This is a genomic window from Rossellomorea yichunensis (assembly GCF_032337515.1).
In the GTDB taxonomy this organism is placed as follows: Bacteria; Bacillota; Bacilli; order Bacillales; family Bacillaceae_B; genus Rossellomorea; species Rossellomorea yichunensis.
Genome location: NZ_JAVYAD010000001.1, coordinates 845817 through 858625, shown reverse-complemented (window position 1 = coordinate 858625; position 12809 = coordinate 845817). Strand labels below are relative to the sequence as shown.

Genomic DNA, 12809 nt, shown 5'->3' with positions numbered 1-12809 from the left:
TTCGTCAGGTTGAATGTGTTCTTTGAGATCATTTTAATATCGCTGATAAATATTGGATTTCGCTGATAAAACGAAAATTCCGCTGATATATTCTGGATTCCGCTGATATATACTGATTAGAGACGACGAATTTGTGATTTCGCCTATATATTCGGAAATTCGCCGTTAAAACGAACATTCCGCCGTTATCCACTCTCCCAACAAAAATCAAACCAAAAAACCACGCCCCTAAAAAGGGACGTGGTTAACGCGGTACCACCCTCATTGAAGATTTCTCTTCCACTTCATACGGATAACGGATCGGCCGTTCTCTGCTACTAAGAAGGGTTCACAGAGAATGTTTAAGGAGGTAATTCGCGCTTATCTTTGTACTGATTCCCACCAGCCATCAGCTCTCTTCACCAGGGAGATAAGTCACTACTCATTCCTATCATGACATATATGATTATGAATTTTCATTTATTTTACAGAAAAATGCCATAAAATACAATAATATTTTTTTACCCCTTCACAATCCCCATTACAAACCCGTCGTAACCTTTAGACCCGACAGTTTGAACAGCCGTTGAATCAATACGGGGCTCTTTAGACAACATATCAACAAAATGGCGAACACCTTGAACGCTTTCATCTCCGCTGTTTTCATCGATTACTCTTCCACCACGTACCACATTATCAGTAATGATGACAGCTCCAGGTTGAGAAAGCTCGAGTGCCCATTTTAAATAATTTGCATTGTTTTGTTTGTCTGCATCGATAAAAATGAAATCAAATTCACCTTCAATAGTCGGCAGCGTATCCAGGGCAGCACCTACCATAATTTCCACCTTTCGATCCATTCCAGCGTTTTGAATGTTCTTTGCCGCGACTTTTGCATGTTTTTCACTATATTCCAAGGTTACAAGGTGGCCGTCCTCAGGCAGTGCACGGGCAAGCCAGATTGTGCTATAGCCTCCAAGTGTCCCGATTTCCAATATTCGTTTCGCTCCTTTAAGCTGTGCAAGCAATGAGAGAAACTTCCCTTGATTCGGAGATACATCGATTGCAGGCAGTTCTGCTTCTCTATTTGCTTTCAATACAGAATCCATAAGTGGATCTGATACTTGAAGTTTACTCGTAAAATATTGATCTACTTCTGGCCATGCATTTGTTGATGTCATCTTCATCACTCCTTAGTATGTATCATTCATAAACAATAGTAACATAATTTACCATATAGAAATTTATTTTCCGTAACTTTTTATCTCTCAAAACAAAGTTTATCTTAATGAAATCAACCTATTCGGGCATAATAACCAAAACAATTTGTCTTGGAGGGTTCATTCTTGCATACCAATGAACAGGCATTATCCATTTTTGCACTTGGCGGGATCAATGAAATAGGAAAAAATATGTATGTCATTCAACATCGTGATGATATTGTCATCATCGATTGTGGAGGTAAGTTTCCTGATGAAAGTCTTTTGGGAATCGACTTAATCATTCCCGATGTTACTTATCTTGAAAAAAACAAAGATAAAATACGGGGATTAATCGTCACTCATGGCCACGAGGACCACATAGGTGGCATTCCTTATCTTCTAAAAAAAATTAACATGCCCATTTATGCTACACATTTCACCCTGGGACTGATCGAACTTAAATTAGAAGAGCACAGGCTAATAAGAGATACAAAACTTGTAACCATCGACTCAAATTCCAATCTGAATTTAGGAACGATCGATGTTTCGTTCTTCAAGGTCAGTCACAGCATTCCGGATTGTTTAGGCATCGTATTTCATACGCCGGAAGGAAATGTCGTACATACTGGAGACTTTAAGTTCGATTTAACCCCTGCCAATCATCAATACTCAGACATACATAGAATGGCCAGGATCGGTGATGAAGGGGTATTGGTCTTACTTTCTGAAAGCACCAATGCGGAGCGGGGCGGCTTGACCCCTTCTGAACAAATGGTGGGTAATCATATGGATGAAGCGTTCTTGAAAGCCACTGGAAAGATATTTGTCTCAACCTTTGCTTCCAATGTCAACCGGGTCCAACAGGTAGTCGATGCTTCCATCAAGACAAACAGGAGGCTGGCATTATTAGGAAGGAGCATGATCAATGTAGTTTCAGTCGCCATTGAACGGGGATATTTAACCGTGCCTGACGGGATGCTGATCGATGCTCGTGAAATTGATGCATTACCTCCCGAAAAGGTTGCGATTTTATGTACGGGAAGTCAAGGGGAACCCAGGGCTGCACTGGGTCGCCTATCGACTGGAAGCTTCCGGGACGTATACGTTTATCCAGGTGATACTGTCATTCTGGCTGCTTCACCTATACCAGGAAACGAAAAGGACGTATCACGTATTCTTGATAATTTATTTCAACTTGGTGCCCACGTGATATACGGAAGTGGAAGTACAACAGGTATGCATGTATCTGGACACGGGTATCAAGAAGACTTAAAACTCATGCTAACATTAATGAAGCCGACTTATTTTATTCCTATACATGGTGAATACCGAATGTTGCATCATCACCGGATCCTGGCTGAATCGGTAGGAGTAGAAACAGGAAATACTTTTATTATAAAAAACGGTGAAGTCGTCGATTTCGAGAATTCCGTTGCCCGGCAAACGCGAACCATTCCTGCAGGAGACACCTTTGTAGATGGTTTGAGCGTCGGAGATATCGGATCGATTGTGTTACGTGATCGAAAACAGCTTTCTGAAGATGGAATGCTTATCATTGTCATTACCCTTAGTAAGTCGGAGCATTCGATTATTTCTGGGCCTGATACCATATCACGGGGATTTGTTTTTGTACGAAACTCAGAAGACCTATTAAAGGACGTAAACCATCTCGTTAAAAAAGTTGTAGATGAATTGTCTGCAGAAAATATTCGCGACTGGAAAGAAATGAAACAGGCGATCAAAAAAGACGTAGGTCAATACCTATTCAAGCATTTGAAGAGGAAACCTATGATATTACCGATTATAATTGAAGTGTAGTTGGAAATGCCGGGTGCTTATGCGCCTGGCATTTTTTTATATAAAAAAAGCACCCAACCAAATGTCAGATGCCCATAAAATTAATTATTTCTCTATCTTATTTCCTTCATAAATCTTCACATCTAAAGGAGCCGCTAAATACTCAGGCGCTCTCCCAACAAATGAAGTAAAATGCTCACTCGCATTGTGAATCTCAACGGCAGCAGTATCCCTCCACACTTCTACCATAGTATAGACACTTTCTCTTTCAGTATCTTTCAATAAGTCATATGAGATGTTTCCCTCTTCTGCTCTGGATGCTGCTACAAGTGGGCGAATCTCTTCTAAGAATGCTTGTTCTTTGGTTGGATTAATATGAAATTCTGCATGAATAATAATCATATACTTTCTCCTCTTTTCTTATTTTTTATTTCCATACTGTGATGGACTCTATTGGCAGGCGAACAGATTTGTAGCCTGCATCTGCCGCTTTTCCGATTGAAATCAGCATGACTGGATAGTAACGGTCTTTGTCCATACCGTATGCTTCAGCAATTTGATCTTTTTCATATCCACCAATCGGATTCGTATCAAATCCGTGAGCACGTGCAGAAAGCATGAGTTGCATGGATACTAACCCTGCGTCGATGAGGTTCATTTCCCTGAACTGTTCAGTTGTCATCATTTGTAGTAATCCTTTAATAGATGGGAGCTGTCTGTCTCTTACTTCTGCAGGCATATACCCTTCTTCTACTGCTTTATTGTAAATCTCATCCGCATATTCAAGGCTGTTCATATCTACAAATACCGCAATCACTGCAGATGAAGTTTTGACTTGCGCCTGATTGAATTTCGCAAGTGGTGCAAGTTTTTCTTTCCCTTCTGGACTATCGATGACCACAAAACGCCATGGCTGCAAGTTTACAGATGATGGTGCAAGAGTGGCTTCGGTTAGTATCTCTGTCATTATTTCTTTGCTGATTTTCACAGACGGGTCATAATTACGGATGGAACGACGACCTGTGATGATTTGGTTAAAGTCATTGATTTTTGTTTGATTCATGATGCATTCTCCTTTATGAGTAAAATTTAGTATTCAATGTCCTGTACATTATCCTGAATACGATTAAGCATGTCGGATAAAACCGAACGTTCTTCTTTTGTAAAGCTTTTAAAGACTTTAGAGATAAAGATCTCTTTCTCTTCACGAAAAGCTTCTATTTTTTGACGGCCTTCCTCTGTCAACCGGACAAATGTAAACCTGTTATCATCAGGATTTTTACGGCGGGAGACCATCCCTTTTCCTTCAAGCTGCTTTAAGTGTCTCGTCACGGCTGCACTATCAATATTGACTTCTCTTTGTAAAGCCGTTTGACTAATTTCTTCCACTTCGAACAACTTGTGCAAAAGATCCAACCGAGACTGACTAATTCCGGTACAGCGCTCAAACTTAGGACTCATTTGCTTATATATATCATTTAGTTGAACGATTATCTTCTCTTCTTCACGACAAGAGATGGACAAAGCATCCTCCTCCTTCAATTTAATTGAGGGGTCAATCATTGACCTGTCAATTAATATAATACATATGGTTTTATTAGTCAAACATATAGATCTTGGGAGAAAACCCTAAGGATTTTGAAGGGAACCTTCTTACAAATGTGGAAAGTCTGAAATGAGTAAAAACAGGAGATTTATTCTGAATGAAAAATGAAAAGGCAAGATAATGAGGGAATGTCCTCTCTTACCTTGCCGTCTATATGCACTATAAAAACGCTGATTTTTTCATTTATATGAATGTACTATACGGAATTTCACAGAAAAAAGATTTACTCCTTTGCTTGGTCTAACGCTTGATAGGCAGCATGATATTTTCCGCCTTCTGCTACTTCTGAATGATACAATGCTTTAAGAGCAAACGTACGCTCTAAATTCATCTCATCCATCAATACTTTCAGGCGGGCTTGCAATTCTTTATTATCTTTGATTAACAGTTTCATTTGTGATTTCATATATTTCATAAGGCTTTAACTCCCCTTTTCTAGTTGAACAATTCATCAAGTATAACATTGCTTGTCACAGTACTAAAGGGATTTCTTAAGGAAGACCCTGTTCACATCCCTCACTTCACACCCATTGGCAAGAAATGTTCGGATCATCGGAGCGTTTTTTTTACTCGTCCCCCCAATATATTTTTTTGCATGAAACACACTGGCTAACAGACTAAGTGCCAGTTTATGTAGATTCTTGCTCTTCCCCTTGCTTCTTTCATCAGGAATCAATCCGAAATAAAACAACCTTCCTTCATCTATCGTGCCCGGTTCTATATGTGGCATTATGACGCCAATTGCCTGATCTCCTTCATAAATCGCAATACAGGAATCCTTATAGCTGTCACCCAGTTCGACCGTGACGCTTTTCATATGTTCTTCCATGGTTAGGGAAGAAGGGAGATTAAGGGAGCCCTCCATCGATTGCATCCAGATATGTGCAAACTCATTTACTGAAATCTTATGTAAATTCTTCAAAGTATAAGAGTGTACCATTTCCGACTTCTCAAGCTTTTTATACACAGTAACAAATTCATCAACCATTTCATATCCTTTTTCCACTAAATATTCATCTACTTCCCGAGAGAATATTTGATTCACAAGTATCTTTAAGGTAGACAAGGAATAATAGGCTGGATTCTGTTCCAGAAATCTGACGAGCTCTTTCATTTCTTCTGTCGATAATTCCTTCGTATCCTCAATGGTTGCATAATTGTCACCATGAATGATTTTCACTTTTTCGATCAGTGAATTCCGTTGATTTACCACTGTATATCCTCCTCTTTCCTATATGTAAATTCTTTGGAAAGCAAGTTTAACTCTTTTTTTCAGCAGTGATTGCTACAGCAATACTTACAGATAATACTGTGAAAATAGCAACCCATGACCCAAAACTCATAAGCCAACCTCTCCCTCGGAATCACTTATTCATCTAAAAATCAAATCACTCGACACCGGTTTCTTACCTATCTCCCTTGCCCACACGGATAATTGACCAATATGATGGATCTCATGGGTCACTACATGCTGCATAACTTTTTGGTATGTAAAAAGGTATGTTTTACCTGACCTTGATGTCATATTGAGTTCTTTCTTTCCATAGGCAGGAGTCCATAATGACAGAAAGTTTTCCGTTTGCTGCCTGGTCATTCCTGAAAACTCAATGACTTCGTCAAGTGTCGAAATAGTATGTAAATCCTTTTTTATCACGGGTTTCCCTTGTAATTGATTCATCCAAATTTGCTCACAGTCCGCTACATGAAAGAGATTCTTCAAAATGCTCCCCATCCCGCCTGCACGCTCTTTCGTCAGTTCATCCGGATCAATTTCCCTGCACCAATTAAACCATTCTTCCCGTATTTCCCAATTATAAGAAAAAAGTTCTAACATGCTCTCATCCTCTCCTTTGTATTGTAAAAATTCTTAAAGCCCCACTTCCTTATTCAGTGAACCATCCAACCACAATGATTCCTATGGCATTCAATGCGAAAAAAGTTCCATATATCATCATGACCATACCTGTTCCAAACCCAGAAGGATCAAATGGACTTACGGATAAACCAGTCAAGATAAAAACCACAGGTGTAAGGAGTAAACATATGACTCCCGCCTAAATTCTCTTCTTCTTATCCTGTCCGGTAACTTTCAAAATCGTAAAATCAGTTAAAGCGAGGACTGTCAGTATGATCATGAATAATAGAATCAAGACACCCCAATCAGACAAAAAACATTCCTCCTCATTCAATTAACTGTAAGCCATCCAAAATGAAATTCCCCAACTCATAACGAGAAAAAGCAGACTCGCAATAAAATATGGACTCTTATTAGAAGAACTCGCTGATTCATATTCATATTTAAAGTGATTATTTGTGATGAACTTAGCGGCCGTTGATGCCTGATTAATTCCAGCTCGTTTTGAAATATTGGTGAGCCATCCCAGTGCAAAAAAGCAAAGGCTGGAAATGAAAGCCGTATCCATTATGCTCCACCCTACCAATGAGCTGGTCATTACCGTTGCGCCAGTCATTAGTGTGAAGAGGATCACGATGATCGTAAAGGATAAGTACCTTGAAGAAATGAATTTTTCTAATTGTTTGCTGAATTGGTCAATGAAGAATGCCGTACCGGTTCCAATAATTAGGATGATTATCGTTATTAATAGGTTGACATAGTAATTCAATTTGAGCTGCCCCCGTTCATTAGAAAATGATTATATTTATGAATAAAAAATTTATAATGAAAGGAAAAAAAAGAGACCATCGATTATTCCGAGACATAACAGAGAGATCAATAAAAAAGTTTTCCCCCACATTTTTTTAAAATAAAAATATAGCAACCCAAAATATATAAATCCAACAGTGATCAGACATAGAAAGAATTCTATCGTTTTTTGCCTATCTACATGAATGCCCTTCACTTGAACCCATTCGAATTTATGGTTCAGATCCAGGGGGACTGTGAAGAATATGGCTCCCCACCCAACGAAAATAAAAATACCCAATAAACGTAGGAGCGAGTACATACTCATCTCCTTTTTTGGATGATCATCTACATTCGTTTCATATTCCAAAACGTTTTTTTCTACTCGTAACCCCATAAAAAAACCCTTTCTGCCTGTTCTTTTCTACTAATACGAAAAAACAAACAGAAAGGTTTCAAATTATTCCAAATTTATTATTAACTGGTAAAAATCCTATCTCCCCAGATGTTTCCCCAAATAAATACCACTTGCAGCTGCCTGCGATAAGGAATGGGTTTCCCCCGAGCAGTCACCAATGAGATACAGATTTGACACATCTGTTTCAAAGTTCTTATCCGTCGGTAATTTCGGTTCATAATACTTCGCATCTAACCCGTAAAGAAGCGTATCATGGTGTATCGGTTCCCCAATAAGTCTTTCCAAAGAAGCAAAAAATTCCTTAAGCGCAATACTATATAATTCCGGAACCTCTTCCCGAAGATTCCCACATTCCGCTTTGAGGGACGGACCTATCAGATTCCCCTCTAGCGATTCTGTATTCCTATGTAATTTGAAATCTTCCAATCTCTGAACGACAATCCGCTCTCTTCCTTGATTAATCCCTCCTATAGTGCTCACTGCATAGTCCATTGCCTCACCATGGGAATGAAAATAACGTGGAACGAACAAACTGAAGTTCAAATTTGCACCTGGTATATCATTTTCACGGGCATTTTGTCCGTCTGGCATCACGAGTCCATGTTGGTGTTTCCGTATGATCCTCCCTCGCGGATTCATACAATAGGTCGTCGCGCTGAATGAATCCCTTTCGATTTTCAGCTTCGTTTCAAACGTATCTTCTAATATCGATTGAAGCTGATCCCCTTTCATTTCCACCCGAACCCCCATATCCAGACGTGTCTTTCCTGGAAAAAGTCCAAGTGATGCTGCTTGTTTTTTCAGCCACGTGCTGCCGCTCATTCCTGTACCGATCACTAATTTCTCCGTTGTAAAGTCACCGCTATTAGATTTCAAGTGAAAGCCCGGATCATGTTTTGAAATTGTATCAATATGAGTTTCGAAACTAAACGTAATGCGATTTTTGAGCACTTCATACATTCTTTGAAAAATATCACTCGCTAAACGTGTTCCTAAATGACGGACCTCAGTTGAAAGAACCTTCACATCCACCATTCTGGCTCGCTTTGATACTGTTTCATTTTTCGTGCTATAGGACGGGATGATGTCACCGCCAAACTCACAGAGAATATCGTCTACTTCCTTCATCAAATCAAGTGTGGTTTGATTTCCAATTTTCCTGCCAAGCTCTCCTCCGAAATCATTCGTGTAATTAAATTTCCCCTCTGATTTTCCAAGACCCGCAAATCCGATGTATTTACTGCACACTCCTTCACACGTACACCCGCGCCCCTCATCTAAACCGCATGTACGTTCACTCAGCTTTTTGCCGAGATCAATCATGTGGATGGAGATATGTTCATTGTGCTTCATCAAGGTGTAAGCGAGAAACACACTGCTCACTCCTGCTCCGATGATCGTGATGTCATAATGATTCGATTGCATCCTCTGCTCCCCTTTCTTAGTTGTAATGGTGCTTATGCCACTTTATATTAAAACGGATAAAAACGATCTTTTTTAATTTCTCTTTCAATTGTCTTTCAGTGATCATATCTGCATTCGCCTCACCAATTTAGTTTCCATTTCCATCCTACCATAAAACAGAGTTGTGGGAGGTCCGTCCCTCTATTTATCTTTCAAACTGTGATGGAGATAAGGGATGGAGGCCAGTGTAGAGATGGCTCCAGCGAGCATGATGGTTAGGTCTGTACCTATGGAATCAGCCAATATTCCTGCAAGAAATGCGGCCAGGGGCATGGATACCCATGTCATGAGGCGGCTAGTGGCCTGGACCCTTCCTAATAAGTGATCGGGTGTCAGCGTTTGCCGGATCGTAATGATGCACGGGCTCATCATCGAAGCACAGAAGGTCCCGGTTGCATTCATGATCACAAGCCAAAAGTAGGTTTCTACCCAGCCGAAACACAAGATCGATAGCCCTCCAATGACAGAGGCTGTAAATAAAATGCTCCGATACGAAAACCGCTTCCGAAAAAGGTTTGACGTAACAGCGCCGAGAATCGCACCCACTCCACCCATTGATAATAGCCAGCCAATCATGACCGTATTTACATTGAGGAAATCTTTCAGGTGAAACACCAATAATGTGAGAAATAATGTAGTTCCGAACACAGAAGATATCATGGCAAGATTGGTATACAAGATCGGCTTGGTCTTTGCGACGAATACGAATCCCTCCCTTATATCTCCCCATATGGAAATGCTAGATGAAACCCTCTCCTTCATCTTCATGCGAAGACCCGCAATGGCAAGAAAAGATACCAGGAAGCTTCCGCTGTTCACCAACAGGGCATATCCGGGATTAAAAAAGGAAATGAGCAACCCTCCTAAACCTGGTGCTAAAAAAACCGCTAAATTAAATATACCGGTATTCAGTGAATTTACAGCCTGTAGGTCTTCTCTTCTCACCAGGCTTGGTACTGAAGCAAATTGAGATGTATTGTAGATTTGGCTTAATAAGCCAATACCGAATACTACCGGATATACCATCCACATCTCAAGTATCTCCATGATATATAGAACTCCAATAACACCAACAAGTAAGCATCGTCCTAAATCGCACAAAAGGAGCAGGAGCTTCCGGTTGAATTTATCGGACATGATACCCGCGAAGGGCTGCAATAGAATCGGCAGCCGTTCAAGAGCCGCTACAATTCCCATACTCACAGGTGATCCAGTAATAGCTAATACCATAAGAGGAATCGCGATTAAATATATTTGATCCCCGAAAAATGAAATAAGGTTCCCACCCATAAATCTGAAAACAGAATAGTTTTTCTTTAAGGGTGGGAAATCCTTCAATTGATTCACCTTGACCACACGCTCTCCCATATCAAATTCCCCTTTTAATAATCATTTAAATACTGCATCAATTCATTTGATAAAGCTTGAACAGCATTCTCTTTCAGGCGATACCTCCCATTCTGCGTTTCTACGAGTCTTGCTGACCTGAGAATTTTCAAATGGTGATGGACCGTCGACTTCCCCATGTTCAGTTCATTCGTGATTTCCTGGAGAGTACGGTTTGAACCTTTCAGCAATTTCACCATTCGGAGGCGCGCCTCATCACCAAGTGCTTTATGTTTTTGAACCAGAAAATAACTTGGCATATCCTTATCATCAGGATAGATGCTTTCATTGGCTACGGGGTAATAAAACACCTTTACTCCTTCAACATCCCCTTCTACGTTCCAAGGGCGATAAATCGACTGGGGGATCAACAATACTGTATGCACACTTGGCTCAGGCAAATAAGTGATACCGCCCGTTGCCCATTCTACCAACGCCTCGGACTTTAGGTTTCCACACATCTTCTCCTTGGATTGTTTATCTCTTGACAATATTTGAGATAGTGTTTCTTTTTGAGGAATAATCACTTCTTCATACCATCGGGTCATGACACTCGTCAGATGTTTCCTAAGGTCATGAATATTGGTCGTGCAGATGAAATCAATATAATCTGGAAAAAACGGGTTATTCTCTGTCTGTTTTTTCAAACTGTTTCTTGATGACTCATCTCCTTCTGAAGCATGCGTTCGAAGTTCTTGATATTTCATCCCTATGTATGGAATGCAGATAAATCTTAGTTTTTCATCGCCCAATGCATCTATAAACAGAATGAATTCAGATAGATCCCTAAACTCACTTTGATGAAGCAAAAGGAGTAGAGATTTCCAGGTATTGTTCTCTTCAACCATTTTCAAATCCTCAATCAAAGGTTCAGATAAAGATTTTTTCAAATGGTCCCATGACTCTTTTGGTTTCTCTAATGTATCAATAAGCTTTGTATTTGTGATTGCAGCAATCCCCAAAGCGCATTCCCATAGAAGAGAAGCCTCGATTCTTACCTCATACGTCTCTCTTTTCCGACTGGTCAAATGGAGCACATCCATATAGAAACACCTCATTTCCAAAATTTGTACCTTGTAAATAATTCTATATTTATAGAATTATTAATTCAACAACTTTCGAATGTAGTAAACAAAAAAAGCACACAAATTCCACTTAGGAATCTATGTGCTCCATATAAAAAGTATTAAGATTTAACCTTATCCTTCTTGATCTGCTTACTTCTTAACTGACCGCAAGCTGCATCAATGTCCGTCCCTTGTTCCACACGGACTCCACAATTGATTCCATGTTCAAGTAATGTACCGTAGAATTCGACAATCGCTTCTTTCGTACTTCTTTGATATTGGTTGTGTTCGTCAACCGGGTTATAAGGTATCAAGTTCACATAAGAAAGGTGACGCTTGTTTTTCAGCAGTTTGGCCAGCTGAATGGCTTCTTCTTTATGATCATTCACATCACTTAACAAGATATACTCAAAGGTAATGCGTCGATTTGTTTTTTCTAAATAGTAATCAATTGCTGGCATTAATTTCTCTAACGGGTACGCACGGTTGATTTTCATAATCTTCGTACGCAATTCATTGTTTGGTGCGTGCAAGGAAACGGCCAGGTTGATTTGAATGTTTTCGTCGGCAAATTTATAAATCTTATCTGCCAGACCACTTGTTGAAACGGTGATGTGACGAGCTCCGATGGAAAGACCTTTTTGGTCATTCACTACTCGGAAGAAGTCCATCATGTTATCGTAGTTATCGAATGGTTCACCGATCCCCATTACGACGATATGACTGACACGTTCCCCATTTCCTGCTTCGTCCAAGTGATGTTGAACGTTCATGATCTGTTCTACGATTTCTCCGCTTGAAAGATCACGGTTCTTCTTCAGCAGTCCACTTGCACAGAATGTACAACCGATGTTGCACCCGACCTGCGTCGTCACACAAACACTTAGTCCATAATTGAATCGCATTAGAACCGTTTCAATTAAGTTACCATCTTCAAGCTTGAACAGGAATTTAATGGTGCCGTCCTTGGATTCCTGTTTAACCTCTTGAGTGAGTGTATGAAGATAGAAGTGTTCGTCAAGCAATTGTACACAGTCCGCGTTCAGATTCTTCATATCCGCGAAGTTTGTCACTCTCTTTTTATATAACCAATCCCACACCTGGGCGGCACGGAATTTCTTTTGACCGTGCTCGACCAACCATGTTGTCAGTTGATCTAATGTTAATCCGTATATGGATTTCTTTTCCATTTAAAACCCTCATTTCGAAACTCTACAATTTTCTACTTATCTATACTACTTAAAGT

General features: G+C 39.9%; 13 protein-coding genes and 1 other annotated feature. Of the genes, 1 reads left to right on the top strand and 12 read right to left on the bottom strand.

What is annotated here, in order from left to right; all coding sequences use genetic code 11:
* Nucleotides 1-231: 231 nt before the first annotated feature.
* Nucleotides 232-443: a binding site (T-box leader), on the bottom strand.
* Nucleotides 444-500: 57 nt separating this feature from the next.
* Complete coding sequence (locus RSX31_RS04220) at nt 501-1160, bottom strand: O-methyltransferase (RefSeq protein WP_315633457.1); 660 nt, start codon at nt 1158-1160, stop codon at nt 501-503.
* A gap of 165 nt (nt 1161-1325) precedes the next feature.
* On the opposite strand from RSX31_RS04220, the gene RSX31_RS04215 reads away from it, so the two are divergent.
* On the top strand, nt 1326-2999 hold the full coding sequence (locus tag RSX31_RS04215) for a ribonuclease J (protein ID WP_315633456.1): 1674 nt from the start codon (nt 1326-1328) through the stop codon (nt 2997-2999).
* Between the two features lie 84 nt (nt 3000-3083).
* Here the strand turns inward: RSX31_RS04215 and RSX31_RS04210 are convergent, their stop codons facing one another.
* The 11 genes from RSX31_RS04210 to rlmN form a co-directional block, all read right to left on the bottom strand.
* Nucleotides 3084-3380, bottom strand: coding sequence for a putative quinol monooxygenase (locus tag RSX31_RS04210; RefSeq protein ID WP_315633454.1), 297 nt, complete (start codon nt 3378-3380; stop codon nt 3084-3086).
* A 25-nt stretch (nt 3381-3405) separates the two neighbouring features.
* Nucleotides 3406-4041, bottom strand: coding sequence for a nitroreductase family protein (locus RSX31_RS04205; protein WP_315633453.1), 636 nt, complete (start codon nt 4039-4041; stop codon nt 3406-3408).
* Between the two features lie 26 nt (nt 4042-4067).
* On the bottom strand, nt 4068-4502 hold the full coding sequence (locus RSX31_RS04200; RefSeq protein ID WP_187443368.1) for a MarR family winged helix-turn-helix transcriptional regulator: 435 nt from the start codon (nt 4500-4502) through the stop codon (nt 4068-4070).
* A 305-nt stretch (nt 4503-4807) separates the two neighbouring features.
* Nucleotides 4808-4999: a hypothetical protein gene (locus RSX31_RS04195; protein ID WP_315633450.1), complete on the bottom strand. Its 192-nt coding sequence runs from the start codon at nt 4997-4999 to the stop codon at nt 4808-4810.
* A gap of 63 nt (nt 5000-5062) precedes the next feature.
* A complete protein-coding gene (locus RSX31_RS04190) occupies nt 5063-5797 on the bottom strand; it encodes a hypothetical protein (RefSeq protein WP_315633448.1) in 735 nt (244 codons plus the stop codon).
* A 159-nt stretch (nt 5798-5956) separates the two neighbouring features.
* Complete coding sequence (locus RSX31_RS04185; protein ID WP_148969153.1) at nt 5957-6418, bottom strand: DinB family protein; 462 nt, start codon at nt 6416-6418, stop codon at nt 5957-5959.
* A 355-nt stretch (nt 6419-6773) separates the two neighbouring features.
* Complete coding sequence (locus tag RSX31_RS04180) at nt 6774-7208, bottom strand: hypothetical protein (protein ID WP_148969154.1); 435 nt, start codon at nt 7206-7208, stop codon at nt 6774-6776.
* Nucleotides 7209-7721: 513 nt separating this feature from the next.
* The gene (locus RSX31_RS04175) at nt 7722-9071 is read right to left on the bottom strand and encodes an NAD(FAD)-utilizing dehydrogenase (protein WP_282137873.1); all 1350 of its coding nucleotides are present in this window, start codon (nt 9069-9071) and stop codon (nt 7722-7724) included.
* A 180-nt stretch (nt 9072-9251) separates the two neighbouring features.
* Nucleotides 9252-10478, bottom strand: coding sequence for an MFS transporter (locus RSX31_RS04170; protein ID WP_148993754.1), 1227 nt, complete (start codon nt 10476-10478; stop codon nt 9252-9254).
* Nucleotides 10479-10492: 14 nt separating this feature from the next.
* On the bottom strand, nt 10493-11539 hold the full coding sequence (locus RSX31_RS04165) for an ArsR/SmtB family transcription factor (protein ID WP_315633445.1): 1047 nt from the start codon (nt 11537-11539) through the stop codon (nt 10493-10495).
* A 143-nt stretch (nt 11540-11682) separates the two neighbouring features.
* Nucleotides 11683-12753, bottom strand: a complete 1071-nt coding sequence (gene rlmN, locus RSX31_RS04160; RefSeq protein WP_148969157.1) for a 23S rRNA (adenine(2503)-C(2))-methyltransferase RlmN — start codon at nt 12751-12753, stop codon at nt 11683-11685.
* Nucleotides 12754-12809: the final 56 nt, after the last annotated feature.

Excerpts from the sequence above, each read along its gene's own strand:
- RSX31_RS04195 (WP_315633450.1), bottom strand. The coding sequence starts at position 4,999 with ATGAAATATATGAAATCACAAATGAAACTGTTAATCAAAGATAATAAA.
- RSX31_RS04165 (WP_315633445.1), bottom strand. The coding sequence starts at position 11,539 with ATGGATGTGCTCCATTTGACCAGTCGGAAAAGAGAGACGTATGAGGTA.
- RSX31_RS04170 (WP_148993754.1), bottom strand. The coding sequence starts at position 10,478 with ATGGGAGAGCGTGTGGTCAAGGTGAATCAATTGAAGGATTTCCCACCC.
- rlmN (WP_148969157.1), bottom strand. The coding sequence starts at position 12,753 with ATGGAAAAGAAATCCATATACGGATTAACATTAGATCAACTGACAACA.
- RSX31_RS04205 (WP_315633453.1), bottom strand. The coding sequence starts at position 4,041 with ATGAATCAAACAAAAATCAATGACTTTAACCAAATCATCACAGGTCGT.
- RSX31_RS04220 (WP_315633457.1), bottom strand. The coding sequence starts at position 1,160 with ATGACATCAACAAATGCATGGCCAGAAGTAGATCAATATTTTACGAGT.
- RSX31_RS04175 (WP_282137873.1), bottom strand. The coding sequence starts at position 9,071 with ATGCAATCGAATCATTATGACATCACGATCATCGGAGCAGGAGTGAGC.
- RSX31_RS04210 (WP_315633454.1), bottom strand. The coding sequence starts at position 3,380 with ATGATTATTATTCATGCAGAATTTCATATTAATCCAACCAAAGAACAA.
- RSX31_RS04185 (WP_148969153.1), bottom strand. The coding sequence starts at position 6,418 with ATGTTAGAACTTTTTTCTTATAATTGGGAAATACGGGAAGAATGGTTT.